Source organism: Pseudomonas sp. I8001, from assembly GCF_013385345.1.
Lineage (GTDB): Bacteria > Pseudomonadota > Gammaproteobacteria > Pseudomonadales > Pseudomonadaceae > Aquipseudomonas.
Genome location: NZ_JACAQC010000043.1, coordinates 1 through 26,410 on the forward strand (window position 1 = coordinate 1; position 26,410 = coordinate 26,410).

Here is a 26,410-nt window from a genome sequence, read left to right on the forward strand (position 1 = left end):
AACGTTAATAGGGCCAAACAACACTGCCTTACTAACTCCTTCTGGGCTTCGATGATCTGAAGCAACTCGCTGCCGAAACCTACATAACTCTTTGTTTACCAAGGAGTTTTCCGTTTCGACTGCGCCGGAAGTGGGGCGAATTATAGACTTCCAGAATCTGCCGTCAAGGGTTAATTACGCTTTTGTTGCAGAAGATGGTTTTTTAGCAATAAGACGGGGAATTCGCCGCATCACCGACGGTATACGCAGGACCAGAAGCAGCGCCCCTATAGATGCATAGATAGCCCACTCCTTGAGATCTGCCCGCACGATCCACAGCATATGCAGCAAACCAAGCCCGAGAATCACGTAAACCAAACGATGCAGTTTCTTCCAGCGCACACCAAGGCGACGCTGGCTGTATCGGTTGGAGGTGACTGCCAGCACCAATAGAGAAAGGAATCCCAACGTACCCACAATAATGTAAGGCCGCTTCCGTAGCTCAACCCCCAACTGCGACCAATCCAACCCAAGGATAAACACGCAGTAAGCAGCGAGATGCAAAACCACATAGGCAAAGCACCACAATCCCAGTTGCCGTCGCACGGCGATCCACCCCGCCCAACCACTGAGCTTCTGCAACGGTGTCATACCCAGGGTTATTAACAACAGAATCAAGGTGCCAAGCCCGAGCCGATCCATCAGCACCTTGCCCGGGTCAGGTCCCAGCGCAAAGCTCCAGGCCTCGTACAGCCAGAACAGCGGCCACACCGCCGCTGCTATAAAGACGCCGATGCGCCAGATCGGATAGCGCATCAATAGTTCTTCCGCAGATCGAGGCCCGTATAAAGAGAAGCGACTTGATCGGCGTAGCCGTTGAACATTTGTGTCTCACGCACATTGGGACTGAACAGCCCGCTGGGCAACCGCCGCTCCCGCGCCTGGGTCCAACGCGGATGGTCGACGGTAGGATTCACATTTGCGTAAAACCCATACTCACTCGCGGCAATACTTTGCCAGGTGGTTTTCGGCTGCTCGCTGACCAGGCTGATGCGCACGATCGACTTGACGCTCTTGAATCCGTACTTCCACGGCACCACCAACCGCAACGGCGCGCCGTTCTGGTTCGGCAGCTCCCGCCCATACATGCCCACCGCAAGGATCGCCAGGGGATTCATCGCCTCATCCAATCGCAGCCCTTCTACATAAGGCCAGTCGATCAAAGCGAAGTTGGAACGCTGCCCCGGCATGCTCTTGGGATCCTGCAGGGTTTCAAAACGGATGTACTTGGCGTTCGAGGTCGGCTCGACGTGCTTGAGCAGTTCCGATATAGGGAACCCTATCCACGGAATGACCATCGACCAGGCCTCTACACAGCGCAGTCGATAGATTCGCTCTTCCAACTGATAGGGCTTCATGAAGTCTTCAAGCGCATAGCGCCCAGGTTTGGCGACCTCACCATCTATCACCACACTCCACGGCTCAGTCTTCAGAGACCCGGCATTGGCTGCAGGGTCGCCCTTGTCCGTACCGAACTCATAGAAGTTGTTGTAGTGGGTTGCGTCCTTGAAAGGGGTGATGGCCTCGTCCTTGACGGTAATCGCCTGCCATTTGGTACCCGGGAGCTTTTCGGCAAACCAGCCAGGTGCATTGCCCGGCTCGACATCGGCATAACGTGCCGCATCATCCGCACTGGCCCAACGCGGCAGGCTGCTGGCAGCCAGGCCGGCAAGCGCACCACCGAGCAATCTGCGGCGAGAGAAATAGAGGGATTCAGGCGTGACATCCGATTCTTGGCAATCAGACGCTTTGGGAAACTTGATTAACATGGCAACTCCGCAGCTTTGGAGGACAGATGCACCAATAGACTGCGGAGTATGGGGGAAATTACATTAAGGCAACGTTTTGCGCTGACGAAGATGCAGCAAGTACTGCACCGGGCCGGACGCGGCATAGACGAGGAAAGCCAACAGCAGGATTCGCGGCGGATCACTGAAGACCACGGCAAACACCAGCACCACTGCCAGGATAGCCACAAACGGCACACGCCCCTTGAGATCCAGCTCCTTGAAGCTGTTGTACTTGATGTTGCTGACCATCAGCATGCCGGCCGCCGCAACCATCAAGGCCACCAGGAACGACATCTTGGAACCCTGGATACCGTAGTCGCTGAATGCCCAGACAATACCGGCTACCACACCCGCCGCAGCCGGACTGGCCAGGCCAATGAAGTAGCGCTTGTCGGCAGTCCCCACCTGGGTATTAAAGCGCGCCAGACGCAATGCCGCGCCCGCCACATAGATGAAGGCAACCATCCAGCCAACCTTGCCCATATCACCCAGCGCCCAGGCAAATGCCAGCAGCGCCGGCGCCACACCAAAGGCAACCATGTCCGACAGCGAGTCATACTCGGCGCCGAAGGCACTCTGGGTGTTGGTCATCCGCGCAACCCGGCCATCCAGGCCATCAAGGACCATGGCGACGAAGATCGCAATCGCAGCAAAACCAAAGTACTTGCTGGCCCCGGCCGCATCGCCGGCCGCCAACGCACTCTGGGCACTCATGGAATTGATGATGGAGTAGAACCCCGCGAACAGGTTCGCAGTGGTGAACAGATTGGGCAGAAGATAGATGCCACGATGCCGGACTTTACGGCCTTCAGCATCGTGCCCTTCTTCGACATGTTCATCGATCGGTAGCAGGCTTTCGGCGTCAGAGGCCTGGTTTGGCTCTTCGGGACGTTCGCTCATGGACTTTACCTTGCAACGGTGTGAAAAATTTCGACAGAAACTTGCGGCGAGTGTTCGCCCGCAAACGATGCAGCTTTATACCAGAACCTGCCCCGCAAACGAAAAAACGCGGCCTAAGCCGCGTTTTCCCTTGATCCGTACGACTTAGTTTTTGGCTTTGTCGACGATCTTGTTGGCACCGATCCACGGCATCATGGAGCGCAGTTGCTCGCCGATGATCTCGATACCGTGAGCGGCGTTGTTACGACGCTTGGCGGTCATCGAAGGGTAGCCGGTTGCACCTTCGCTGATGAACATTTTGGCGTATTCGCCGTCCTGAATACGTTTCAGGGCGTTGCGCATGGCCTGGCGCGACTCGGCGTTGATCACTTCCGGGCCAGTCACGTACTCGCCGTATTCGGCGTTGTTGGAGATCGAGTAGTTCATGTTGGCGATACCGCCTTCGTACATGAGGTCAACGATCAGCTTCAGTTCGTGCAGGCATTCGAAGTAGGCCATTTCTGGCGCGTAGCCAGCTTCAACCAGGGTTTCGAAACCGGCTTTGACCAGTTCAACGGTACCGCCACACAGAACGGCTTGTTCGCCGAACAGGTCGGTTTCAGTCTCGTCCTTGAAGGTGGTTTCGATGATGCCGGTACGACCGCCACCCACGCCAGCAGCGTAGGACAGTGCGACGTTCTTGGCGTTGCCCGAGGCGTCCTGGTAGATCGCGATCAGGTCAGGGATACCGCCGCCTTTGACAAACTCGGAGCGCACGGTGTGGCCCGGTGCTTTCGGCGCGATCATGATCACGTCGAGGTCGGCGCGCGGCACAACCTGGTTGTAGTGGATCGCGAAGCCGTGGGAGAAGGCCAGGGTGGCGCCCTTCTTGATGTTCGGCTCGATCTCGTTCTTGTACAGCGCGGACTGGAACTCGTCCGGGGTCAGGATCATGACCAGGTCGGCAGCAGCAACAGCAGAAGCAACGTCAGTCACTTTCAGGCCGTGGGCTTCAGCCTTGGCAACAGTGGCCGAGCCTTTGCGCAGGCCAACGGTCACGTCAACGCCGGAATCTTTCAGGTTGCACGCTTGGGCGTGGCCCTGGGAACCGTAGCCGATGATGGCGACTTTTTTGCCCTGGATGATCGACAGGTCACAATCTTTATCGTAATAAACTTTCATGAGGTTCCTCTATATATCCAGGCCGTTTAAGGCCATTCGCTAAATTTGAGTTAGATGCTGAGTACTTTGTCGCCACGAGCAATCCCGGTGACGCCACTGCGTACAGTTTCCAGAATCGAGGCCGTCCCGATCGACTGGATGAAGCTATCCAGCTTGTCGCTTGTACCGGTCAGTTGAACGGTATAAACGCTGGCGCTCACATCGACGATCTGCCCGCGATAAATGTCGGTAGTGCGCTTGATCTCGGCCCGTTGTGCACCCGTAGCCTTGACCTTGACCAGCATCAGCTCACGCTCGATGTGGGCACTTTCCGACAAGTCGACCAGCTTGACCACTTCGATCAGCTTGTTGAGGTTCTTGGTGATCTGCTCGATCACCTCATCATGGCCAACGGTGGTCAGCGTCAGACGCGACAAGGTCGGGTCTTCGGTCGGCGCCACGGTCAGGCTTTCGATGTTGTAGTTGCGTTGCGAAAACAGTCCGACCACACGTGACAGAGCGCCCGGTTCGTTCTCCAGAAGCAGGGAGATAATGTGCCGCATGATTAGGTACGCTCCGTCTTGTTCAGCCACATATCGCGCATGGAGCCGTCTTTGATCTGCATCGGGTAGACGTGCTCGCTGGTGTCGACCTGAATATCGAGGAACACCAGGCGGTCCTTCATGGCGAACGCCTCTTCCATCATCGGCTTCAAATCCTTCAGATCGGTGATGCGCATGCCGACATGGCCATAGGCTTCAACCAATTTGACGAAGTCAGGCAGAGACTCCATGTAGGAGTGGGAGTGACGGCTGCCGTAGCTCATGTCCTGCCACTGGCGAACCATGCCCAGTACACCGTTGTTCAGGCAGACGATCTTCACCGGCAAGCCATATTGCAGGCAGGTCGACAGTTCCTGGATGTTCATCTGGATACTGCCTTCGCCGGTGACGCACGCAACGTCAGTATCCGGAAAGCTCAGCTTCACACCCATGGCCGCAGGGAAACCAAAGCCCATCGTGCCCAGGCCACCGGAGTTGATCCAGCGGTTAGGCTTGTCGAACTTGTAGTACTGCGCCGCGAACATCTGGTGCTGGCCCACGTCGGAGGTCACAAAGGCATCGCCCTTGGTCACTTCGCACAGGGTTTCGATCACGGTCTGTGGCTTGATGACGCTGCCATCACCCTTGTCGTAAGGGAACAGGCCACGATCACCGCGCCACTCGTCGATCTGCTTCCACCAGCTGGCAACGGAATCCTTGTTCGGGGCTTCGCCGATTTCCTTCAGCGCAGCGACCATTTCGGTCAGCACACTTTCCACAGGACCTACGATAGGCACGTCGGCCTTGATGGTCTTGGAGATGGATGCCGGGTCGATATCGATGTGGATGATCTTGGCATTCGGGCAGAACTTGCTCGCGCCATTGATCACCCGGTCATCGAACCGCGCACCGACGGCGAGGATCACGTCAGCATGGTGCATGGCCAGGTTGGCGGTGTAGCTGCCGTGCATGCCGAGCATGCCGACGAACTGACGGTCCGAACCCGGGAACGCGCCAAGGCCCATCAAGGTGTTGGTGACTGGCAGGTTGAGCAGCTTGGCCAGTTCGGTCAGCGGTGCAGAACCGCCGCCCAGAATCACCCCACCACCCGAGTAGAGCACTGGACGCTTGGCCGCCAACAGCATTTCTGCCGCCTTGCGGATTTGCCCCGAGTGCCCGCGAACGGCCGGGCTGTAGGAACGCAGCTTGGCTTTCTTCGGGAAGATGTATTCGAATTTTTCCGCAGGGTTGGTCATGTCTTTCGGGATATCGACCACCACAGGACCCGGGCGACCGGACTGTGCGAGGTAGAACGCCTTCTTCATGACTTCCGGGATTTCCGAGGCATGCTTGATCATGAAGCTGTGTTTCACGATCGGCCGGGAAATACCGATCATGTCGGTTTCCTGGAATGCATCGGTACCGACCATGGTGCTCGCCACCTGGCCGGAAATGATCACCATCGGGATGGAGTCCATATAGGCCGTCGCGATGCCGGTAATGGCATTGGTCGCGCCAGGGCCGGAAGTCACCAGTACCACACCGGCTTTACCGGTGGCACGGGCGTAACCGTCAGCCATATGGGTAGCAGCTTGTTCGTGGCGAACCAGGATGTGGGTAACAGCCGGTTCCTTGAACAGTGCGTCGTAGACATGCAGCAGAGCACCACCTGGGTACCCGTAGATATAGTCGACGCCTTCGTCACGCAAAAAGCGGACGAGCATCTCACCGCCAGATAAAAGCTCCACGTTGTTCACCTCTAAAACGCCAGAATACCGTCCGTTAAAAACCGACGGGTCTTAATAGGTTTACTTCTCAGCAGAGCATGAGCGACGGTGGTCGCCGACTACGTCAGCACTGACTGAGCAAGTATTGGGAGCGTCCCAAGTGTTGCGGGATTTTCCCACCCAGCGCGAGGTAACGCGTTGCGGGTGTAACAGGTCGGCGCGGGTATGCGCCTCATGATCTGCTGAGTGGGTCTGCTTCTGGCAGTCCCTCTACAGCGGACTTTGGATTCTTCTGTTTCAGCCCCTCCAAGTCAAGCAATAATTGCGCTTTTTTCCAACTAAGCGCATGAGAACGTAGAAGAAAGGGGCTTGAGGAGGGATAAAACTCGCCTGAATGGCGCAAAGCGGTAGAAATATGCGCAAGACTGCCGGAAAAACCGGCAGCCAGGCAATTAACGAGCGTCGACGATCAGTTGATCGAACTTTTTCAGCGCAGTCCGCAGGCCAAGGCTCTCAAGTGGCCGATCGGCGTAAACCATCTCGGCCATCTCCAGAATTCCAGACGCATTGGGCAATGGCAGGTCCTGTTCGAGGATTTGCTTCATCCGTGTCAGGAAAATCCATTGCAGCCACTGGTGAAAGTCCAGTGTGTCGACGGAAAACGGCTCAACACTGCTCAAGGCTTCAGCACTGGGGGACACTTCGTCCCACCAGCCCTGCAAGCGCAGTTCGCGCTCGATCAACAACAACTGTTCGGCAATCGCCGGAAAGCGTGCATCCATCAGAGGCTTACCTTGGCTTTTTGCCGAGCCTGGGCGGCGCCGGCAGCATCGCCTTGCTTCTCGCGGGCATCACCGATCAAGCTCCACAGGCTGGCCTGCAGGTCTGGACGGCCATTGGCCAGGGTCAGGCCGCGGCGGGCAAATTGTTCTGCTTGCGGGGCATCGCCCTGGGCCATGCGAACCTGAGCCAGGCGGTATAGCACTTGCGGTTCACGCGGTGCCACGCGCTGGGCGCGCTCGAGGCTCGACGATGCGCCGTTCAAATCGCCACCCGACTGCTGCTGTTGGGCAGTGGTGAGCAACGCCAGCACCGGGCCATCCAACTGCTCATCGGCTGACAGACCGCCGGCACTGCTGGCGGAAGGAATTCCACTCGGCGTCGACGGCATGTTGTAGGTGCCCTGGTTGATCGGTGCCGTTTGAATCGGCGTGGCGTCGATCGGGCCCGATGTACTTGGGCCTGGGGTCCACGGCTGAGTACTGATCGGAGCCGAGGTGGCAGCACCGCCACCCGGGATCATCACCACTACACCAGAGTCCTGAGGCACGGCTTGCGCCTGGGGCCGGGCCTGGGCAGGACGGTTGGTAACGGTTTGGCGGAAGCCGCCGTTGGCCGAGATCCGGTCGTTGTTGGACACCGTTGTACTGGAGTCCACCACCGGAATAGAGCCCCGCTCCACGCTGGCGCAACCACCGAGCAATGCCAAAACTGTAATAGCTGGAATCAACAACTTGTTCACGTGAAACCCTCTTTGCTTAATTCATCCAGCCCTTGACCCAATCCATCACCGATTCAGCACTGGCGGGCGCACTGGCACCGCACGCTGCACCGGGTGGTGGCTCGCTGCCGCGAATATACGGCATCTGCACCGCGCCCGGACAGTTGGCATCGGAACCCTGGCCGGTGTGCGGATCGATCCAGGCCTGGACGATATTGTCCGGCTGCGGCATGTTCAGCGGCAGTGGATCGGCCTTTTTCATGAAACTGGTCCATACCTGCAACGCGCCGGTGGCACCGGTAAACGGCGTCTTGCCGTTGTCATCACGCCCCAGCCAAACCACTGCCAGCAGGTCCTGGCTGAACCCTGCGAACCAGCTGTCCCGCGAATCGTTACTGGTACCGCTCTTGCCAGCCAGTGTCAGGTTGGCCGGCAGCACGTTGTAGGCCGAGCGCCCGGTACCTTCGCGCATCACGCGCTGCATGGCGTTCTGGATCAGGTAGATCGAGGCCGGGTCAAAGCGTTGCTGAATCTGGAACGGATAACGCTTGAGGGGTTCGCCTTCGGCCGTCAACACGCTCCGGATCCCACGCATCGGCGTATTGAAGCCACCGTTGGCCAGGGTCTGGTACATGGTCGCCACTTCCATCGGGCTCATCGCACCCGCACCCAACAGCATCGATGGGAACGCCGGGAACTCACGAGTGATGCCCAACCGGCCGAGCGTCTTGAGCACGTTCGGCACGCCCAGCTCAAGGCCGAGGCGGGAAGTCGAGATGTTGTAGGAATGCGCCAAGCCCTGGTACAGGAAAATCGTACCGTGGGAGCGACGATCAAAGTTATGCGGCGTCCACATCTGGCCATCAGCTCCTTTGACCGACAGCGGGTCATCGGACAGCCAACTGGTCAGCGTGTACTTGCTCGGTTTTTCCAGCGCGGTCAGGTACACCGCCGGCTTGACCAGCGAGCCAATCGGCCGCACCGCGTCCAGCGCCCGGTTGAACCCGGCAAAGCTGGCCTGGCGACTGCCGATCATGGCCTGGACTTCGCCGGTTTCCGGGTTGGTCACCACCATCGCAGCCTCGACGTCGTCAGAGCCTTTACGACCTGTCAGGCGTTTGAAGGTGTCATTGACCGACGCTTCGGCCTTCATCTGCAGGATCGGGTCGAAACTGGTGAAGATCCGCAGGCCTTCTTCGGTCAAGTCTTCGTCGCGGTAGTCTTCACGCAGTTGGCGTTTGACCAGGTCGATAAAGCCCGGGAAGGAGCTGTCGGCGAGCTTGCCGCGGGTGGTTACACCCAGTGGCATTTTCTTCGCGGCGGCCACTTGTTCAGGGGTGGCGACACCTTGCTGCTCAAGTACATCCAGCACCAGGTTACGGCGCTCCAGCGCCCGCTCCGGGTTGCGACGCGGGTTGTAGTAGGACGGCCCCTTGACCATGCCCACCAGCAGCGCCACCTGGTGCAACTTCAGCTCGGACAACGGCTGGCCGAAGAAGAACTGGCTGGCCAGACCAAAACCGTGGACGGCACGCTGACCATCCTGGCCAACGAATACTTCATTGAGGTACGCCTCAAGAATTTCCTGCTTGCTGTAGTGCAGCTCCAGCAGCATCGCCATCATGGCTTCGGTCAGCTTGCGGGTCAGGCTGCGCTCGTTGGTCAGGTAGAAGTTCTTGACCAATTGCTGCGTCAGCGTACTGCCGCCCTGGGTCATCTTGCCGCCGGAGGTGTTGACCCAGATGGCGCGCGCGATGGACTTCGGTGATACGCCCCAGTGGCTGTAGAAATCCCGGTCTTCGACGGCGATCAGGGTATCCAGCAGGTAAGGCGGCACCTGATCGATCTTGATCAGGATGCGGTCTTCCAGGTTTTTCGGATAAATCCCACCGATCATTAAGGGTTCCAGGCGCACCACCGGCAACTTCGAGCCGTTGAGCGAGGACAGTTCGGCTACGTAGTCGCCAGAGAAACGCACGCGCACCGGCTGGGGTTTTTCCAGGCCTTCATAGAACTGGAAGCCGCGGGTGTTCAGGTCAACCGTGTTGCCGCTGACGGCAGCGGCGCCGGGGCCATTGCTCACGGGTTCGCGGCGATAGCCCAGGGCATCGAGCTCGGTGAGGAAGTCATCCTTGCTCAGCTTCTGGCCGCTGAACAGTTCCAGCGGGCGCGCGTAGACCTTGGCCGGAATGGTCCAGCGCTTGCCGGAGAACTTCTCCTGGACCACGGCATCGAGATAAACCGCGAAGCCGGCGATCACGACAAGCCCTACCAGGCTGAGCTTAAGCGCCCAGCCCAGCCAAGGGCGCAGGCCGCGGGAAGGAGGTTTTTTACGGGAACGGGGAGATCGGGTACGAGTCATGGCGGCGGATTATACGCACTTTATTGATGACCAACATGAGCCGGACAGCGGTTTGCACGACCGCCTGTAGGAGCCATAATGCCCGCCATGAATTTTCCCAGACTCTGAAGGATCGCCCGTGAGCCAGTCCCTGATTGCTGCCCTGCAAAACCCGGCCCTGTTTCCCCATCCGGTGGATCAGTTCCAAGTCATCGAGACCCATATTTCCTGGGTCCTGCTCACTGGGCCTTATGCTTACAAGATGAAGAAGCCGGTGAATTTCGGTTTCCTCGATTTCACCACCCTGCAAGCCCGCGGCCACTTCTGCAATGAAGAGCTGCGCCTCAACCAGCGCCTGACCGATGATTTGTATCTTGAAGTGTTGCCGATCACCGGCAGCGCCGAGGCACCGCAGTTGGGCGGCGACGGTCCGGTGGTCGACTACATGCTGAAAATGCGCCAGTTCCCGCAAAGCCAACTGCTCAGCACTCTGCAGGCCAACGGCGAACTGACCAGCGCGCACATCGACGAAATGGCCAGGCAGATCGCGCATTTTCACCTGAATGCCCCGAAAGTCCCGGCCACTAACTCTGCAGGCACGCCGCACGATGTCATGGCACCGGTGCTGCAGAACTTCGAGCAGATCCGTCCGTTCCTTAGCGACAAGGCCGACCTGGCACAACTGGACGCCTTGCAGGCCTGGGCCGAAAGCAGTTTCGAGCGCCTCAAGCCACTGTTCGAACAACGCAAGCTCAACGGCTTCACCCGCGAATGCCACGGTGATATCCACCTGGGCAACGCCACGATGATTGATGGCCACGTGGTCATCTTCGACTGCATCGAGTTCAACGAGCCGTTCCGCTTCACCGACGTGTATGCCGACACCGGCTTTTTGGCGATGGACCTGGAAGACCGCGGCCTCAAGAGCCTGGCACGACGCTTCATCAGCCAGTACCTGGAGCTGACCGGCGACTATCAAGGCCTGGAAGTACTGAACTTCTATAAAGCCTACCGCGCCCTGGTACGCGCGAAGATCGCGCTGTTCAGCATGCCTTCCGAGGCGGATGCGGTGCAGCGCGCTACCACCCTGCGCCAGTACCGCAACTACGCCAACCTGGCAGAAAGCTACAGCACCATCCCATCGCGCTTCCTGGCCATCACCCATGGCGTATCGGCCGTTGGCAAAAGCCATGTATCCATGCGCCTCGTAGAAGCATTGGGGGCGATTCGCCTGCGTTCGGACGTAGAGCGCAAGCGCCTGTTCGGCGAGCAGAAGGTCGAGAACACGCCGCAGGCCGGGATCTACGCCGCAGACGCCAGCGCCGCGACCTACGCGCGCCTGAACGAAATCGCCGACACCGTACTGCGCGCCGGTTTCCCGGTGGTATTGGACGCGACCTTCCTCAAGCGAGAACAACGCGACGCGGCGGCCAAGATCGCCGAGGCCACCGGCGCGCCATTCCTGATCCTTGACTGCAATGCGCCACAGGCGGTAATCGCCGCTTGGCTGGCACAACGTCAGGCGGACAAGAACGACCCTTCCGACGCCACCCTGGCCATCATCGAAGAACAGCAGGCCACCCGTGACCCGCTCAGCGCCGAGGAGTTGCTGCTCAGCAAGCGCGTGGAGACCAATGAAAGCGGGACCCTGGACGCATTGGTGGCACATATACGCCAGCGCCTGCCGGGGCTGTAAGAAATATTTCTTGGTCGTGCAGCCTTCCGGGGCTCACGGCCGAGAAATAGTGGCACTATAATGGCGCCATAATTCCAACACGGGAGTCGCCATTGTGAGCCAGCCGAAGCTACTTGATACCCCGCTGTACGCGCTTCTGCATAAAGATGATATCCGCGGCTTCAACCAGGAGCGTCCGAAAGACGGCACCATCGATATGCGCGGTGGCGACTTTCGCGGCCTGGACCTGCGCGACCTGAATGCCGAGGGCGTGGATTTCACCGACGCTTATTTCCGCTCCGCCGACTTGCGCGGCCTGGATTTGCGCGACTGCCCCCTGGAAGGCGCGAGCCTGGCGCATGCCCAGATCTCCGGCACTTATTTCCCCCCTGAGTTAAGCGCCGATGAGATCCTGATGTCCGTCAATTTCGGCACACGCCTGCGCTACCGCACTCGCTAAACCGCTGCATCGGCTCCCGGCTACGCACAGGGCGTACCGGGGGCTTCACCCTTTCCTACGCTAAAACCCCCGCCTGCCTTAGAAGCTTTTAGGTCGTTGCCGACCAAAGAACTACGCTTTTCCTACTGAGCGCTACACTCCTTTCAGGCTTGCCTGGTCACGATACCCACCGAACCATTCGGCCGTCGCAAGGAGGCTTGATGAATGATGAGCTGCAACACCTGAAAAACCTTGGCAAGACGTCGGCGCAATGGCTGCATGCGGTGGGCATCCACAGTGCGTCCGACCTACGCCGCCTGGGGGCAGTCGACGCGTACCGTGCCGTACGCACCCGCGGTTTCAGGGCATCCAAAGTGTTGTTGTATGCCATTGAAGGCGCGCTGATGGATGTGCACTGGAATGACATTCCCGTTGAACGCAAGGAAGCTTTAAATCGTCAATTGGACGCTCTGACCGCACGCCAAAAGAATTGAGACGCCAACTTGCACCCGCGTTTACGGGGATTCCAAGCAGAAGTTTGAGGAAATTCGAAGAGGCCGCAAAAACAAATGTTGACTCTCAAATGAGAATCGTTATGATTATCACAACTGGTCGCGAGATCAGCCGATAACTGAAAGACCATTGGTTCGGACTCTCAGATTATCTCCTCATCAGGCTAATCACGGTTATTTGACCCGGCTCTTGCCGGGTCTTTTTTTGCCCATAAAAAACTGCGGCGATTTTCAGCGGGCAATGATCAACGGATGGCCGCGCTCCGGATGCGGCTGCACCAACACATCCAGCCCGAATACCGCCTTCAGCGGCTCAGGCCGCAACACCTGTGCCGGTGTGTCCAACGCATGGGGCCGGCCATCCTCCAGCAACAGGATGCGATCACAGTAGCGCGCCGCCAGGTTCAGGTCGTGAAGGATCACCAGCACCGCCGCGCCACGGTCGGCAAAGCGGCGGATCGCCTGCAAGGTGGTGTGCTGGTGCAGCGGGTCAAGCATTGACGTCGGCTCATCCAGCAACAAGGTCTGCCCCGCTTCACCCGGCCATAGCTGCGCCAGCACCCGTGCGAGGTGCACACGCTGCCGCTCGCCGCCCGACAACGCCAGATAGCTGCGCCCGCTCAAATGGCCGACGTCGGCAGCCTGCAAGGCAGCATTGATGATTTCATCGTCACGCACCCGGCCCGTCTGATGAGGCAAGCGCCCCATGCCCACCACCTCTTCGACGCGAAAGGCAAAGTCCAGGGTCGAGGTCTGCGGCAACACCGCCAGCCGCTGGGCACGCTGCGCTCCGCCCCAGTCTTTCAACTCACGCTGATCCAGCCACACAAGGCCTTGGTCGGGCTGCAACTCGCCGCATAACGCACCGAGCAATGTACTTTTTCCCGCACCGTTGGGGCCCAATACGCCGAGCACTTCTCCTGGCAACAGGTCCAGGGTGATGTCCGCCAGCACAGTTTTGCGCCCACGGCAGATCTGCAGGTCTTCTACTCGCAGCATCAGGCGCGCCCTCGTAACAACAGGTAGAGGAAAAACGGCGCACCGATAAACGCGGTAACAATGCCGATCGGTAATTCCGCCGGCGCCAAGGCCAGGCGCGCCACCAGATCGGCAAACAACAGCAAACTCGCCCCCGCCAGCACCGAGGCTGGCAGCAGCACCCGATGATCCGGCCCCGCCAGCAGGCGTACCAGATGCGGCACCACCAGCCCGACAAAGCCGATCATCCCCGCAGCCGCCACGGCCGCGCCCACGCCCAGCGCGGTGCAGAACACCAGTTCGCGCTTGAGGCCTTCAACATCAATGCCCAAGTGACTGGCTTCCGACTCACCCAGCAGGAGTGCATTCAGCGCCTTGGCCCGGCGCGGCAGCCACAGTGCTACGCCGGCGCTGACCAGCAGCAGCGGCCATAAGCGCGAGTAGCTGGCGCCATTCAGGCTGCCCAGGTTCCAGAACGTCAGGGTGCGCAAGGTAGCGTCATCTGCCAGGTAGGTGAACAGGCCCACCGCCGAACTGGCGAGCGCCGTCAGGGCGATACCCGCCAGCAACATGGTCGCGACGTTGGTTTGGCCGTTGCGCCGCCCCAGGCGATAGACCAGCGCTGTTACCCCCAAACCGCCGAGGAAGGCACACAACGACAGCAGATAAGGCCCGAGCGCATCCGGCAAACCGCCAAAAAACGAACCACCGACAATCGCAATCGCCGCGCCCAACGCCGCACCGCTGGAAACCCCGACCAACCCGGGATCAGCCAAGGGGTTGCGAAACAGCCCCTGCATTGCAACGCCGGAAAGCGCCAGAACCCCACCGACGGCCAATCCCAGCAACGTACGCGGCAGGCGAATCTGCCCGAGGATCAGCTCCGCCTGCTCCAGGCCTTGGGCCTCGATTGGCACACCCATCAAGCGTAAGGCTGCCCGCAGTGTGTCCATTAACGGCAGACTCACCGGCCCCAGGGCCAATGACAACCAGATCGCCAGTACACACAGCAGACTCAAGCCGATAAACAGGGTTCGCGGTTTAACCAGAGTGGTCATGGGGCGGTATTAGCCTGAGACGGATAGAACCCGGCAGACAGCTTCACCAGGCTTTGCGGCAAGCGTGGCCCAAGCCCACCCACCAGCAGCGTCGGGTCCAGTTCATAGACGCGTCCATTCTTGGCCGCTGGCGTCGAAGCCAGGATCGGGTTTTCCTTGAACAACGCGGCGCGGGCCGCATCCCCGGTCAAAGCGCGATCGGCAAACACCAGCACCTCAGGATTGAGCCCCGCCAGCGACTCTACGGAAAACGGCTTGTAACCATCGTGGGTCGCCAGGTTGTGGCCGCCGGCCTGCTGCAACATCCAGTCAGCCGCCGTGTCTTTGCCCGCAATCAGCGGTTTGCCGCCGGCATGTCCCAGCAGCAACAGCACTCCAGGCGCCTTTTGAGTGGCCTGGGCCTTGGCCACCCAGTTCTTTTGTTGGTCAAGTTGTTGCTGATAGTCACTGAACAGTTCTGCAGCCTTCGCTTCGTTACCCAGCAGCTTGCCCAAATGCTGAAGGTTGCCCTGCAGCGTCGGCAGATCCGGCTCGGCTGAAAACAGCTCCACTTTCACACCGGCATTGCGGATTTGCGCCAACACCGGTGGCGGCCCCATTTCCTCGGTGCCCACCAGGATTTGCGGGCGCAAGCTCAGAATGCCTTCCGCCGACAACTGACGCTGGTAACCAATGCTCGGCAACGCCTTGAGGGATTCCGGATGCTGGCTGGTGGTATCCACGCCCACCAGCTTTGACTCACCGCCCAGGGCCGTCACCCATTCCGACAACGCACCACCGGCGCTGACCCAGCGTTGTGGCAGTTCAGAGGCCTGGGCCCCAGCGTTGACCAGCAGTCCGACAACGAGCGCGATAGCACTGGCACTCAGGCGCATAAAAGGGTTTCCTTCCAAGGGGTGAGCCCGCTGAAACACTCGCAATGTGACAGATCAAGGCTGCCCGACATCGTACAGAGCGCCCAGTCAGCTTACGGGCGAAGCCGGCATTTGATAATTGTTTGCATTTGCACGTCAAGCACCGGGCTCTGCGGCAAAAACCAGGATAGCCTTGCAGCCCGCAAACGGCGGCACTTAAGGATCGATATGAAGTTTCTCTGCGCCTCCAGCGAACTCGCACCCAACGCCAGCCTCGGTTTCGATATCGACGGCCGCAAGCTGTTTGCCGTGCGCCGCGAAGGCATTGCCTACTTCTATATCAACCGCTGCCCACATCGCGGGGTGCCGCTGGAATGGCAGCCGCACCAGTTTCTCGACCCCAGCGCCAGCCTGATCCAGTGCGCCACCCATGGCGCGCTGTTCCTGATCGAAAGCGGTGAGTGCGTCGCCGGCCCTTGCGCCGGCCAGAGCCTGACAGCCCTGCCCGGCCGCGAGGACGAACAAGGCCTGTGGGTACAACTCTAGTCGCCGAGCAATACTTCCAGCCGGCGATCGACGCAGATTTCCTCTGACGTCACTCGTACGCCATAGGCCAGCACCTCGACGCCCGCCGCCTTGGCCTCACGCAACGCTGCCGCGTAACCGGCATCAATTTCTTCGGCAGGACGCACCGCATCGATCCCCGAGAGGTTGACGCAGTACAACTGCACTGCCCGTACACCCTCACGCGCCAGATGCGCAAGCTCACGCAGATGCTTGGCACCGCGCTGGGTCACGGCATCGGGAAACGCCGCCGTCGAGGTCCCGTCAAACCCGAGGGTGACGCTTTTGACTTCGACATATGCCGCGCCCGCCGGGTAATCCAGGCGAAAATCGATCCGGCTGTTTTCCTGGCCGTAGGCGACTTCGCGTTTCAAGGCAGTAAAGCCATTGAGCTCGGTGATAACCCCCGCGCGCAGCGCTTCTTCAACCAACTGATTGGCCCGCGCCGTGTTCACACACGCCAGGCGCCCTTGTGGGGTTTCGCTGATTTCCCAGGTGCCTGGCAGCTTGCGCTTGGGGTCATTGGAGCGGCTGAACCAGACCTGGCCACCTTCCACCATGCAGTTGAACATCGAGCCGGTGTTCGGGCAGTGAATGGTCAACAACTCGCCGGTAACGGTTTCGATATCGGCGAGAAAACGCTTGTAGCGGCGGATCAGCCGGCCTTCTTCGAGGGGAGGATTAAAGCGCATCAGCCTTGCCAACTCCGCAGGCCGCGAGCTATCCGTTCAACGGCTTGCTGTAGGCGATCAAGGTTTTGCGTATAGGCAAAACGCACATGGTGACCGGCTTGATAACGGCCGAAATCCAGGCCCGGCGTGAACGCAACGTGCTCGGTTTCGAGGAAGTGCCGGCAGAACGCGAAGGCATCGCCGCCGAATGCGCTGATATCGGCATACAGGTAGAACGCGCCTTCCGGCTCCACGGCAATACCGAAACCCAACTCGCGCAACGCTGGCAGCAGGAAGTCGCGACGCCGGCCAAACTCGGCCCGGCGGTCTTCAAGAATGTTCAATGTTTGCGGGGTAAAGCAGGCCAGGGCCGCATGCTGGGCCATGCTCGGCGCGCTGATGTAGAGATTCTGCGCCAGCTTCTCCAACTCACCCACCGCAGCAGGCGGCGCCACCAGCCAGCCCAGGCGCCAGCCGGTCATTCCGAAATACTTCGAAAAACTATTTAGAACGAAGGCTTCATCGTCAACTTCCAGCACGCTGGCGGCATCGGTGCCGTAGGTCAGGCCGTGGTAGATCTCATCCACCACCAAATGCCCATTGCGCGCCTTGATGGCGCTCGACAACCCCGCCAACTCGTCCCGCGTCAGGATGGTGCCGGTAGGGTTGGCAGGCGACGCGACCAACGCGCCCACGCTTTCCTGATTCCAATGGCGCGCCACCAGGTCGGCGGTCAGTTGATAACGCACCTCGGGGCCGACCGGGACCAGTTGGGCCGCGCCCTCCACCAGCCGCAGGAAGTGGCGGTTGCAGGGGTAGCCTGGGTCTGCCAGCAGCCAGTGCTTGCCGGGATCCACCAGCAGGCTGCTCGCCAGCAACAAGGCTCCCGAGCCGCCGGGTGTAATCAGGATTCGCTCGGGATCGATGCTCAACCCGTAGCGCTGCTGGTAGAAACCGCTGATGGCTTGCCGCAACTCCGGCAGCCCGCGGGCCGCGGTATAGCGGGTCTTGCCATTGGCCAGCGCCGCCTGCCCGGCCTTGATGATGGGCTCGGCGGTGGTGAAGTCCGGCTCGCCGATTTCCAGGTGAATCACGTCGTGACCGGCGGCCTGCAATTCATTGGCCCGCGCCAGCAACGCCATGACATGGAAAGGTTCGATAGCGCGGCTGCGCGCACTGTAGGGCTGAGCCATTAGCCTTCCTTAACTCTGAGGACAAACCCCGATTCTACCCAACCCGCCGCGCAAAACCTGCTCTATTGCCCCAAGACATGTAGCAAGCACGGCAAGCAACTACCTGCAAAACAGCTAAAATCAACATTCGAGACCGTACAAGCCCGCCCTGCTGGGGCCTGCGGCGGTTTGCAAGCCTCAGGAGACGGTGCCTCGACAACCGGGAGTGGCGCACCCCGAATCTATCTGGTAAGTTCGCCCGCTTGCAGCCGCAGGGCCGGCAGGTGTCGGTGATGTTGCAATCCTGCGCAATGGATTAGAAGAGTGAGAGGCGGTCCATTCATGCCCACCCAAGCAAAGCAACAGAGCATCAGCGGCTTCCAACCCTACGTCGAGGCGAAGGGTGAGGAATACATGGGCAAGCCCATGCGCGAACACTTCTCCAAGATCCTGAAGCAGTGGAAACAGGACTTGATGCAAGAGGTTGACCGTACCGTTGACCATATGAAGGACGAAGCGGCCAACTTCCCGGACCCGGCAGACCGTGCCAGCCAGGAAGAAGAGTTCGCCCTTGAACTGCGCGCCCGTGATCGCGAGCGTAAGCTGATCAAGAAGATCGACAAGACCCTGCAACTCATCGAAGACGAAGAGTACGGCTGGTGCGAGTCCTGCGGCGTCGAGATCGGTATTCGCCGCCTGGAAGCGCGTCCTACCGCCGACCTGTGCGTGGACTGCAAGACCTTGGCTGAAATCAAGGAAAAACAGGTCGGCAAGTAATCACTGCCGGGCTGGACAAATGGGGCGTGCGAACGCCCCATTTTTGTTTCTGGCGTTTGCTGGTTTTCCAGTAATATCCGGCCCATGACAGCCTCCTCCTATATCGGGCGTTTCGCCCCCACGCCCAGCGGACACCTGCACTTCGGTTCCCTGGTCGCCGCCCTCGCCTCCTACCTCGACGCCCGTGCCAATCAAGGCCGCTGGCTGATGCGCATGGAAGACCTCGATCCGCCACGGGAAGAACCCGGCGCCCAGGCCGCAATCCTGAATGCCCTTGAACGCTACGGCTTCGAATGGGACGGGGAGTTGGTCCGACAAAGCGAGCGGCACGATGCCTACGCCGAAGTGCTCAACCGCCTGTTCAATCATGGCCTGGCCTACGCCTGCACCTGCTCGCGCAAGCAACTGGAGCCCTATAACGGGATTTATCCGGGACTGTGCCGCAATGCCGGGCATGACCAGCAAGATGCCGCCATCCGTCTGCGAGTGCCGGAGTTGGAGTACCACTTTACCGACCGCGTACAAGGCGAATTCCGACAGCATCTGGGTCGCGACGTAGGCGACTTCATCATCCGCCGTCGCGACGGCCTGTATGCCTACCAACTGGCGGTAGTCCTCGATGATGCCTGGCAAGGTGTGACCGACATTGTGCGTGGCGCCGACCTGCTCGACTCCACGCCGCGCCAACTGTATCTGCAAGAATTGCTGGGCCTGCGCCAACCGCGTTACCTGCATGTGCCGTTGATCATCCAGCCGGACGGTAACAAGCTGGGCAAATCCTACCGCTCACCGCCCTTGACCACTGACCAGGCCACGCCTTTGCTGTTAAGAGCACTGCGCGCCCTGGGCCAGCCGGCGGGCGACGAACTGCACCACGCCAGCCCACGGGAACTGCTGGATTGGGGCATTCAACACTGGGATGCCACACAGATCCCGCGCACACTCACGCTGGCCGAAGCGCAATTGCGCTGAAGGCGCTTGCAGCTTGCGAGCCATCCGTTACCATCGCCGCAGTTTTTCAATCAGAGGCCAACATGTACATCTATCGATTGGTCCTGCTGCTGGTCGTCGGGATCTACCTGTTTTCTCCCGCCATCATGGATTGGTGGATCGACGCCACAGGCGCCTGGTACCGCCCCTATCTGCTTTGGCTGATTCTGATCGTCGTGACTTTCATCCTGCAGAGCCAAAAAGATGCCGATGAGCTTTAGCCTGACCGAGATGCTGCTGATCAGCGCCGCCTACCTGGCCGCGTTGTTCGGGGTAGCCTGGATCAGTGAACGCGGGATGATTCCGCGGGCGATCATTCGCCATCCGTTGACCTACACCTTGTCGTTGGGCGTGTACGCGAGTGCCTGGGCGTTTTATGGCACCGTGGGCCTGGCCTATCAGTACGGTTACGGCTTTCTTTCGAGTTATCTCGGGGTGTCCGGCGCGTTCTTGCTGGCGCCGGTGCTGTTGTATCCGATCCTGAAAATCACCCGCACCTATCAGTTGTCGTCCCTGGCCGACCTGTTTGCGTTCCGTTTTCGCAGTACCTGGGCCGGTGCGCTGACCACGATTTTCATGCTGATCGGCGTGCTGCCGTTGCTGGCATTGCAGATCCAGGCCGTGGCCGACTCCATCAGCATCCTCACCCGCGAACCGGTGCAACACCGCGTGGCATTGAGCTTCTGCGCACTGATCACTCTGTTCACGATTTTCTTCGGCTCACGGCATATCGCCACCCGTGAAAAACATGAAGGACTGGTGTTTGCGATCGCGTTTGAATCGGTGATCAAGCTGATCGCCATCGGCGGCGTCGGTCTGTACGCGTTGTATGGCGTATTCGACGGCCCGCAACAGCTGGAACTGTGGCTGCTGCAAAACCAGACCGCCCTGGCCGCACTGCACACGCCGTTGCAGGAAGGCCCATGGCGCACGCTGCTTTTGGTGTTCTTCGCCTCGGCGATTGTGATGCCGCACATGTACCACATGACCTTCACCGAAAACCTCAACCCGCGCTCGCTGGTCAGCGCCAGCTGGGGCTTGCCGCTGTTCCTGCTGCTGATGAGCCTGGCGGTGCCGCTGATCCTGTGGGCCGGCCTGAAACTTGGCGCCACCACCAATCCCGAATACTTCACGCTGGGCGTGGGTATTGCCGCCAACAGCAAATCCCTCGCATTGCTGGCCTATGTCGGCGGATTATCGGCCTCCAGCGGGCTGATCATCGTCAGTACCCTGGCGCTGTCGGGGATGGCGCTGAATCACCTGGTGCTGCCGCTCTACCAGCCGCCGGCCGAAGGCAATATCTACCGCTGGCTGAAATGGACCCGCCGGGCCCTGATCGTCGCGATCATCATGGCCGGCTATGGCTTCTACCTGTTGCTGGGTGCAGAACAGGACCTGGCCAACCTGGGGATTGTCGCCTTCGTCGCCACCTTGCAGTTCCTGCCGGGCGTGCTGTCGGTGCTGTACTGGCCGACCGCCAACCGCCGAGGCTTTATCGCCGGTTTGCTCGCCGGGATCCTGGTATGGACCGTGACCATGCTGCTGCCGCTGGTGGGCAACCTGCAGGGCTTCTACATCCCGCTGCTGAACATGATCTACGTGCTGGATGACACCAGTTGGCACATGGCGGCAATTGCCTCGCTGGCGGCCAACGTGCTGATGTTCACCCTGATCTCGCTGTTCACCAACGCCAGCTCCGAAGAAACCAGCGCCGCCGAAGCCTGCGCAGTGGACAACGTCCGTCGCCCGCAACGCCGCGAACTGCACGCCGCCTCACCCCAGGAATTCGCCACGCAACTGGCCAAGCCGCTGGGCGCCAAGGCTGCGCAAAAGGAAGTCGAGCAGGCCCTGCGCGACCTTTACCTGCCATTCGACGAACGCCGGCCTTACGCGTTGCGCCGCCTGCGTGACCGTATCGAGGCCAACCTTTCCGGCTTGATGGGCCCGAGTGTGTCCCAGGACATGGTCGAGACCTTCCTGCCCTACAAGGCCGGCGGCGAAAACTACGTGACCGAAGACATCCACTTCATCGAGAGCCGGCTGGAGGATTACCACTCACGCCTCACCGGCCTTGCCGCCGAACTCGATGCCTTGCGCCGCTATCACCGCCAGACGCTGCAGGAGTTGCCAATGGGCGTCTGCTCCCTGGCCAAGGATCAAGAGATCCTGATGTGGAACAAGGCCATGGAAGAACTCACCGGGATCGCCGCCCAGCGCGTGGTGGGTTCGCGCCTGAACACCATTGGCGACCCGTGGAAAGAATTGCTCCAGGGCTTCATCAACCTGCCCGACGAACACTTGCACAAACAGCACCTGGCGCTGGATGGCCAGACCCGCTGGCTCAACCTGCACAAGGCCGCCATCGACGAGCCACTGGCGCCCGGCAACAGCGGCCTGGTGCTGCTGGTGGAAGACCTGACCGAAACCCAAATGCTCGAAGACAAGCTGGTGCACTCCGAGCGCCTGGCCAGCATCGGGCGCCTGGCCGCGGGTGTGGCCCATGAAATCGGCAATCCGATCACCGGTATCGCCTGCCTCGCGCAAAACCTGCGGGAAGAGCGCGAAGAAGACGGCGAAATCATCGAAATCAGCGGGCAGATTCTCGAGCAGACCAAGCGTGTTTCGCGCATCGTGCAGTCGCTGATGAGCTTTGCCCACGCGGGCGCCCATCAGAATCACGACGAAGCGGTGTGCCTGGCCGAAGTGGCCCAGGATGCCATTGGGCTGCTGGCCTTGAACCGGCGCAATTTCGAAGTACAGTTCTTCAACCTGTGCGACCCGGAACACTGGGTCGACGGTGATTCACAACGTCTGGCCCAAGTGCTGATCAACCTGCTGTCCAACGCCCGCGACGCATCGCCGGCCGGCAGCGCAGTACGGGTCAAGAGCGAGGCTTTCGAGCACACGGTCGATCTGATCGTCGAGGACGAAGGCAGCGGCATTCCACAGAACATCATGGATCGATTGTTCGAACCCTTCTTCACCACCAAGGATCCGGGTGAAGGTACCGGTCTGGGCCTTGCACTGGTCTATTCCATCGTTGAAGAGCATTATGGACAAATCACCATCGACAGCCCGGCTGACACCGAAAGCCAACGCGGCACCCGTATTCGGGTGACCTTGCCGCGTCATGTCGAAGCGACGTCCGCTGTGAACTGAGACCGTCGAGAGAGTTGAATCAATGCCGCACATTTTGATCGTCGAAGACGAAACCATTATCCGCTCTGCCTTGCGTCGCCTGCTTGAACGTAATCAGTACCAGGTCAGCGAAGCCGGCTCGGTGCAGGAAGCCCAAGAGCGTTTCAGCATTCCCACGTTCGACCTGATCGTCAGTGACCTGCGTTTGCCAGGCGCCCCCGGCACCGAGCTGATCAAGCTCGGCCAAGGCACTCCGGTGCTGATCATGACCAGCTACGCCAGCCTGCGCTCGGCCGTGGACTCCATGAAGATGGGCGCGGTGGACTACATCGCCAAGCCCTTCGACCACGACGAAATGCTCCAGGCCGTAGCGCGAATCCTGCGTGACCGTCAATCGGCCAGCAGCGCACCGGCTGAACGCCCGGCAGCGGGCAAGGCCGCCAATGGTTCTGAAAAACCCGGTATTGATAACAGTAACGGCGAAATCGGCATCATCGGCTCCTGCCCACCCATGCAGGACCTTTACAGCAAGATCCGCAAAGTAGCGCCAACCGACTCCAATGTACTGATCCAGGGCGAGTCCGGTACCGGTAAAGAACTGGTGGCCCGTGCCCTGCACAACCTGTCCAAGCGCGCCAAGGCACCGATGATCTCGGTGAACTGCGCGGCGATCCCCGAATCCCTGATCGAATCCGAATTGTTCGGCCATGAAAAAGGCGCCTTTACCGGCGCCAGTGCTGGCCGTGCGGGTTTGGTTGAAGCCGCCGACGGCGGCACGCTGTTCCTCGACGAGATTGGCGAGCTGCCGCTGGAAGCCCAGGCACGCTTGCTGCGGGTACTCCAGGAAGGCGAAATACGCCGCGTCGGTTCGGTACAGTCGCAAAAGGTCGACGTACGACTGATTGCGGCCACTCACCGTGACCTGAAGAGCCTGGCCAAGATTGGCCAGTTCCGTGAAGACCTTTATTACCGCCTGCACGTGATCGCACTCAAACTGCCGGCCCTGCGTGAGCGCGGCGCCGACGTCAACGAAATCGCCACGGCCTTCCTGGCGCGCCAGAGTGCGCGCATCAACCGTACCGACCTGAAGTTTGCTGCCGATGCCGAGCAGGCGATTCGTCACTACTCCTGGCCGGGTAACGTGCGGGAGCTGGAAAACGCGGTAGAGCGTGCGGTGATTCTGTCGGAGAGCCCGGAAATTTCCGCCGAGCTGCTGGGGATCGATATCGAGCTCAGCGACCTGGATGATGATGACTTCATCGGTTTGCCACCGCAGCAAGGTGGCGGCAGTAACAACAGCCACGAGCCGACGGAAGATTTGTCACTGGAAGATTACTTCCAGCATTTCGTGCTGGAGCACCAGGACCACATGACCGAGACCGAACTGGCGCGCAAACTGGGCGTCAGCCGTAAATGCCTGTGGGAACGGCGCCAGCGCCTGGGTATCCCGCGGCGCAAGACCGGGGTTGCCAGCGAAAGCTGAGTGGGCTGCCCCCACAGGTAACACCCTCAGATGTGAAAAAACTGTTACCGCTGATTTTTCACGTAACAAAAGCCGGGGCTTACGGTAACGAAGCCCCGGCTTTTTTTCGCCTTCAACAAACCCGAAAACGCCCCGAACCCCTTATTTTGCTGGGCCTCGCAAAAGTTGGCACGCACCCTGCTATATGCTTAGTACAAAAACAATAACAAGCAAATGTACAAGACAATAAAAATAAGACGAATCGACTCACGCATAACAAAAACAACACGGCGGAGGCGCAGCTAACTGATTCTTTTGGAGAGGCGTTGCATTTGGGGCTTGCCCCGCAACCAGGCCGAGAACAACAAAAACTGCCCTAAGGCAGAGCCTGAACTGGTTGGATCGTAGATCAGCAACACAGCGACCAAAGCAATCCGTTTGCTCTTGGCTCCCGATTGGGAGTGTCATGAAGGTGAAGCTTCATGGCGAGGGCGATCAACAAAAACAAGAAGCCCGAAACCAATAATAAAAATAGAGCACGCAACTACTTCTGGGGGAGCTTCGGCTCCCCTTGTAGTTTCCGCGATTTGGCACCTGCCACCCTTCTTTTAAGCTTCTGGCTCAAGCCTTGCAGCTAGTTCCTACACCATCCCCTGACTAAATGCTAGAATCCCGGCCCATCATGCGGTCATTCTTCGTTATGGCCGAACATTCCTTCAAACAGTGCATCCCATGCTGAAGAAGTTGTTCCAGTCATTCCGTTCTCCCTTGCGTCGTACGCAACACAAACGCAGCACGCCTGAAGTGCTCAATAGCAGCCAGCATTCGCTGCAACGCGCCCAGTTCAGCCGTTATGCGGTGAACATCGTCGAACGTTTGCAGAACGCCGGCTACCAGGCCTACCTGGTTGGCGGTTGCGTGCGCGACATGTTGCTCAATATCACTCCCAAGGATTTCGACGTCGCCACCAGCGCCACGCCGGAACAAGTGCGTGCCGAATTCCGCAATGCGCGGATCATCGGCCGGCGCTTCAAGTTGGTGCACATCCACTTTGGTCGCGAGATCATCGAGGTCGCGACCTTCCGCGCCAACCATCCGCAAAACGATGAAGAAGAAGACACTAACCAGTCTTCCCGCAATGAAAGCGGGCGCATCCTGCGGGACAACGTCTATGGCACCCTGGAAGAAGACGCGCAACGCCGCGACTTCACCATCAACGCCTTGTATTACGACCCGGTCAGCGAGCGCATCCTCGATTACGCCAATGGCGTACACGACATCCGCAACAACTTGCTGCGCCTGATCGGCGACCCGACGCAACGCTACCAGGAAGACCCGGTGCGCATGCTGCGGGCCGTGCGTTTCGCCGCCAAGCTGAACTTCGGCATCGAGAAGCACACGGCCGCGCCGATTCGCGACCTGGCGCCGATGCTGCGGGAAATTCCCTCGGCCCGGTTGTTCGAAGAGGTGCTCAAGCTGTTCCTCTCCGGCTATGCTGCCGACACCTTCGAAATGCTGGTAGACCTGCAGTTGTTCGACCCACTGTTCCCGGCCAGCGCCGAAGCACTGGAGTACAACCCGACCTACACCCACACGCTGATCAGCGAAGCCTTGATCAACACCGACCTGCGCATCAAGCAGAACAAACCGGTAACCCCGGCGTTCCTGTTTGCCGCCCTGTTGTGGCCAGCGCTTCCAAAACGCGTCATGCGCTTGCAAGACCGTGGCATGCCGGCAATTCCGGCCATGCAGGAAGCCGCTCACGAGCTGATCGCCGAGCAATGCCAGCGCATCGCCATCCCGAAACGCTTCACCATGCCGATCCGCGAGATCTGGGACATGCAGGAGCGCCTGCCACGCCGCAGCGGCAAACGCGCCGATCTACTGCTGGACAACCCGCGCTTCCGTGCCGGCTATGACTTCCTGCTGCTGCGCGAAAGCGCCGGCGAACAGACCGACGGCCTGGGCGAATGGTGGACCGACTACCAGGACGCCAACGACAGCCAGCGCCGCGAGATGATCAAAGAGCTCAGCAGCAAAGGCGAAGCCACCGGCGATGGCCCGAAAAAACGTCGCCGCAGCAGTGGCAGCAAGCGCAAACGCAGCGCTGGCGATTCATCGAGCGCGTCGGGCGAGTAAG

24 protein-coding genes are annotated in these 26,410 nt (G+C 59.8%); 10 read left to right on the plus strand and 14 right to left on the minus strand.

Annotation, left to right across the window (positions count from 1 at the left end):
- Positions 1-174: 174 nt before the first annotated feature.
- From msrQ to mrcB, 9 genes are all read right to left on the minus strand, one after another.
- The gene (gene msrQ / locus HX839_RS25280) at positions 175-795 is read right to left on the minus strand and encodes a protein-methionine-sulfoxide reductase heme-binding subunit MsrQ (protein ID WP_177067875.1); all 621 of its coding nucleotides are present in this window, start codon (positions 793-795) and stop codon (positions 175-177) included.
- Positions 795-1,808: a protein-methionine-sulfoxide reductase catalytic subunit MsrP gene (msrP, locus tag HX839_RS25285; protein ID WP_177067876.1), complete on the minus strand. Its 1,014-nt coding sequence runs from the start codon at positions 1,806-1,808 to the stop codon at positions 795-797. Before msrP ends, msrQ begins: the two co-directional genes overlap by 1 nt.
- Before the next feature lie 63 nt (positions 1,809-1,871).
- Positions 1,872-2,729 (minus strand): CDP-diacylglycerol--serine O-phosphatidyltransferase, encoded by an 858-nt coding sequence (pssA, locus tag HX839_RS25290; protein WP_003212123.1) that lies wholly within the window; start codon positions 2,727-2,729, stop codon positions 1,872-1,874.
- Between the two features lie 144 nt (positions 2,730-2,873).
- A complete protein-coding gene (ilvC, locus tag HX839_RS25295) occupies positions 2,874-3,890 on the minus strand; it encodes a ketol-acid reductoisomerase (protein WP_003212125.1) in 1,017 nt (338 codons plus the stop codon).
- Between the two features lie 50 nt (positions 3,891-3,940).
- Positions 3,941-4,432, minus strand: coding sequence for an acetolactate synthase small subunit (gene ilvN, locus HX839_RS25300; protein ID WP_003176102.1), 492 nt, complete (start codon positions 4,430-4,432; stop codon positions 3,941-3,943).
- Positions 4,433-4,434: 2 nt separating this feature from the next.
- Positions 4,435-6,159: an acetolactate synthase 3 large subunit gene (locus tag HX839_RS25305; protein WP_008436892.1), complete on the minus strand. Its 1,725-nt coding sequence runs from the start codon at positions 6,157-6,159 to the stop codon at positions 4,435-4,437.
- 431 nt (positions 6,160-6,590) lie between these two features.
- Positions 6,591-6,920 (minus strand): YqcC family protein, encoded by a 330-nt coding sequence (locus HX839_RS25310; RefSeq protein WP_003212129.1) that lies wholly within the window; start codon positions 6,918-6,920, stop codon positions 6,591-6,593.
- Positions 6,920-7,660 (minus strand): M48 family metallopeptidase, encoded by a 741-nt coding sequence (locus HX839_RS25315; RefSeq protein WP_008436887.1) that lies wholly within the window; start codon positions 7,658-7,660, stop codon positions 6,920-6,922. Before HX839_RS25315 ends, HX839_RS25310 begins: the two co-directional genes overlap by 1 nt.
- 16 nt (positions 7,661-7,676) lie before the next feature.
- On the minus strand, positions 7,677-10,001 hold the full coding sequence (gene mrcB / locus HX839_RS25320; protein ID WP_102604517.1) for a penicillin-binding protein 1B: 2,325 nt from the start codon (positions 9,999-10,001) through the stop codon (positions 7,677-7,679).
- 118 nt (positions 10,002-10,119) lie between these two features.
- Here mrcB and HX839_RS25325 point away from each other — a divergent pair, with 118 nt between their 5' ends.
- From HX839_RS25325 to HX839_RS25335, 3 genes are all read left to right on the plus strand, one after another.
- Positions 10,120-11,676 carry a bifunctional aminoglycoside phosphotransferase/ATP-binding protein gene (locus HX839_RS25325; protein WP_003212136.1) on the plus strand — a complete coding sequence of 519 codons (1,557 nt, stop codon included), beginning with the start codon at positions 10,120-10,122 and terminating at the stop codon, positions 11,674-11,676.
- 94 nt (positions 11,677-11,770) lie between these two features.
- Positions 11,771-12,115 carry a pentapeptide repeat-containing protein gene (locus tag HX839_RS25330; protein WP_008436884.1) on the plus strand — a complete coding sequence of 115 codons (345 nt, stop codon included), beginning with the start codon at positions 11,771-11,773 and terminating at the stop codon, positions 12,113-12,115.
- 200 nt (positions 12,116-12,315) lie between these two features.
- Positions 12,316-12,588 (plus strand): TfoX/Sxy family protein, encoded by a 273-nt coding sequence (locus tag HX839_RS25335; protein WP_003212140.1) that lies wholly within the window; start codon positions 12,316-12,318, stop codon positions 12,586-12,588.
- 249 nt (positions 12,589-12,837) lie between these two features.
- On the opposite strand, the gene HX839_RS25340 is transcribed toward HX839_RS25335, so the two are convergent.
- Genes HX839_RS25340 through HX839_RS25350 form a run of 3 tightly spaced genes read right to left on the minus strand, consistent with a single transcriptional unit; the run spans position 12,838 to position 15,517 of the window.
- Positions 12,838-13,605, minus strand: coding sequence for a heme ABC transporter ATP-binding protein (locus tag HX839_RS25340; protein WP_087693392.1), 768 nt, complete (start codon positions 13,603-13,605; stop codon positions 12,838-12,840).
- Positions 13,605-14,642: an iron ABC transporter permease gene (locus HX839_RS25345; RefSeq protein ID WP_003212144.1), complete on the minus strand. Its 1,038-nt coding sequence runs from the start codon at positions 14,640-14,642 to the stop codon at positions 13,605-13,607. The genes HX839_RS25340 and HX839_RS25345 overlap by 1 nt, the downstream gene beginning before the upstream one ends.
- Positions 14,639-15,517: a hemin ABC transporter substrate-binding protein gene (locus HX839_RS25350; protein ID WP_087693394.1), complete on the minus strand. Its 879-nt coding sequence runs from the start codon at positions 15,515-15,517 to the stop codon at positions 14,639-14,641. Before HX839_RS25350 ends, HX839_RS25345 begins: the two co-directional genes overlap by 4 nt.
- Positions 15,518-15,724: 207 nt before the next feature.
- On the opposite strand from HX839_RS25350, the gene HX839_RS25355 reads away from it, so the two are divergent.
- Positions 15,725-16,042 carry a Rieske (2Fe-2S) protein gene (locus tag HX839_RS25355; protein ID WP_003212149.1) on the plus strand — a complete coding sequence of 106 codons (318 nt, stop codon included), beginning with the start codon at positions 15,725-15,727 and terminating at the stop codon, positions 16,040-16,042.
- Here HX839_RS25355 and sfsA read toward each other — a convergent pair.
- Positions 16,039-16,752 (minus strand): DNA/RNA nuclease SfsA, encoded by a 714-nt coding sequence (sfsA, locus tag HX839_RS25360; RefSeq protein WP_003212151.1) that lies wholly within the window; start codon positions 16,750-16,752, stop codon positions 16,039-16,041. The genes HX839_RS25355 and sfsA overlap by 4 nt on opposite strands.
- A complete protein-coding gene (locus HX839_RS25365) occupies positions 16,752-17,924 on the minus strand; it encodes a pyridoxal phosphate-dependent aminotransferase (protein WP_177067877.1) in 1,173 nt (390 codons plus the stop codon). Before HX839_RS25365 ends, sfsA begins: the two co-directional genes overlap by 1 nt.
- 321 nt (positions 17,925-18,245) lie before the next feature.
- Here HX839_RS25365 and dksA point away from each other — a divergent pair, with 321 nt between their 5' ends.
- The 6 genes from dksA to HX839_RS25395 all read left to right on the plus strand — a co-directional run bounded on the left by dksA (position 18,246) and on the right by HX839_RS25395 (position 26,409).
- A complete protein-coding gene (gene dksA / locus HX839_RS25370; protein ID WP_003212154.1) occupies positions 18,246-18,680 on the plus strand; it encodes an RNA polymerase-binding protein DksA in 435 nt (144 codons plus the stop codon).
- An 84-nt stretch (positions 18,681-18,764) separates the two neighbouring features.
- Positions 18,765-19,652 carry a tRNA glutamyl-Q(34) synthetase GluQRS gene (gluQRS, locus tag HX839_RS25375; protein WP_003212155.1) on the plus strand — a complete coding sequence of 296 codons (888 nt, stop codon included), beginning with the start codon at positions 18,765-18,767 and terminating at the stop codon, positions 19,650-19,652.
- Positions 19,653-19,714: 62 nt separating this feature from the next.
- Positions 19,715-19,891 carry a hypothetical protein gene (locus HX839_RS25380; protein WP_003176118.1) on the plus strand — a complete coding sequence of 59 codons (177 nt, stop codon included), beginning with the start codon at positions 19,715-19,717 and terminating at the stop codon, positions 19,889-19,891.
- Entirely contained in the window at positions 19,875-22,829 is a 2,955-nt protein-coding gene (locus tag HX839_RS25385) for a sensor histidine kinase (RefSeq protein WP_177067878.1), read from the plus strand. Before HX839_RS25380 ends, HX839_RS25385 begins: the two co-directional genes overlap by 17 nt.
- A gap of 22 nt (positions 22,830-22,851) precedes the next feature.
- Positions 22,852-24,291: a sigma-54 dependent transcriptional regulator gene (locus tag HX839_RS25390; protein ID WP_003212159.1), complete on the plus strand. Its 1,440-nt coding sequence runs from the start codon at positions 22,852-22,854 to the stop codon at positions 24,289-24,291.
- 711 nt (positions 24,292-25,002) lie between these two features.
- Positions 25,003-26,409 (plus strand): polynucleotide adenylyltransferase PcnB, encoded by a 1,407-nt coding sequence (locus HX839_RS25395; RefSeq protein WP_003212161.1) that lies wholly within the window; start codon positions 25,003-25,005, stop codon positions 26,407-26,409.
- The last annotated feature ends 1 nt before the right edge of the window (position 26,410 follow it).

What these genes read in the sequence shown, in the direction of transcription:
- msrQ (WP_177067875.1), bottom strand. Translation starts at nt 795, where the DNA reads ATGCGCTATCCGATCTGGCGCATCGGCGTCTTTATAGCAGCGGCGGTG.
- msrP (WP_177067876.1), bottom strand. Translation starts at nt 1,808, where the DNA reads ATGTTAATCAAGTTTCCCAAAGCGTCTGATTGCCAAGAATCGGATGTC.
- pssA (WP_003212123.1), bottom strand. Translation starts at nt 2,729, where the DNA reads ATGAGCGAACGTCCCGAAGAGCCAAACCAGGCCTCTGACGCCGAAAGC.
- ilvC (WP_003212125.1), bottom strand. Translation starts at nt 3,890, where the DNA reads ATGAAAGTTTATTACGATAAAGATTGTGACCTGTCGATCATCCAGGGC.
- ilvN (WP_003176102.1), bottom strand. Translation starts at nt 4,432, where the DNA reads ATGCGGCACATTATCTCCCTGCTTCTGGAGAACGAACCGGGCGCTCTG.
- HX839_RS25310 (WP_003212129.1), bottom strand. Translation starts at nt 6,920, where the DNA reads ATGGATGCACGCTTTCCGGCGATTGCCGAACAGTTGTTGTTGATCGAG.
- mrcB (WP_102604517.1), bottom strand. Translation starts at nt 10,001, where the DNA reads ATGACTCGTACCCGATCTCCCCGTTCCCGTAAAAAACCTCCTTCCCGC.
- HX839_RS25335 (WP_003212140.1), top strand. Translation starts at nt 12,316, where the DNA reads ATGAATGATGAGCTGCAACACCTGAAAAACCTTGGCAAGACGTCGGCG.
- HX839_RS25340 (WP_087693392.1), bottom strand. Translation starts at nt 13,605, where the DNA reads ATGCTGCGAGTAGAAGACCTGCAGATCTGCCGTGGGCGCAAAACTGTG.
- HX839_RS25345 (WP_003212144.1), bottom strand. Translation starts at nt 14,642, where the DNA reads ATGACCACTCTGGTTAAACCGCGAACCCTGTTTATCGGCTTGAGTCTG.
- HX839_RS25350 (WP_087693394.1), bottom strand. Translation starts at nt 15,517, where the DNA reads ATGCGCCTGAGTGCCAGTGCTATCGCGCTCGTTGTCGGACTGCTGGTC.
- HX839_RS25355 (WP_003212149.1), top strand. Translation starts at nt 15,725, where the DNA reads ATGAAGTTTCTCTGCGCCTCCAGCGAACTCGCACCCAACGCCAGCCTC.
- sfsA (WP_003212151.1), bottom strand. Translation starts at nt 16,752, where the DNA reads ATGCGCTTTAATCCTCCCCTCGAAGAAGGCCGGCTGATCCGCCGCTAC.
- HX839_RS25365 (WP_177067877.1), bottom strand. Translation starts at nt 17,924, where the DNA reads ATGGCTCAGCCCTACAGTGCGCGCAGCCGCGCTATCGAACCTTTCCAT.
- dksA (WP_003212154.1), top strand. Translation starts at nt 18,246, where the DNA reads ATGCCCACCCAAGCAAAGCAACAGAGCATCAGCGGCTTCCAACCCTAC.
- gluQRS (WP_003212155.1), top strand. Translation starts at nt 18,765, where the DNA reads ATGACAGCCTCCTCCTATATCGGGCGTTTCGCCCCCACGCCCAGCGGA.
- HX839_RS25380 (WP_003176118.1), top strand. Translation starts at nt 19,715, where the DNA reads ATGTACATCTATCGATTGGTCCTGCTGCTGGTCGTCGGGATCTACCTG.
- HX839_RS25385 (WP_177067878.1), top strand. Translation starts at nt 19,875, where the DNA reads ATGCCGATGAGCTTTAGCCTGACCGAGATGCTGCTGATCAGCGCCGCC.
- HX839_RS25390 (WP_003212159.1), top strand. Translation starts at nt 22,852, where the DNA reads ATGCCGCACATTTTGATCGTCGAAGACGAAACCATTATCCGCTCTGCC.
- HX839_RS25395 (WP_003212161.1), top strand. Translation starts at nt 25,003, where the DNA reads ATGCTGAAGAAGTTGTTCCAGTCATTCCGTTCTCCCTTGCGTCGTACG.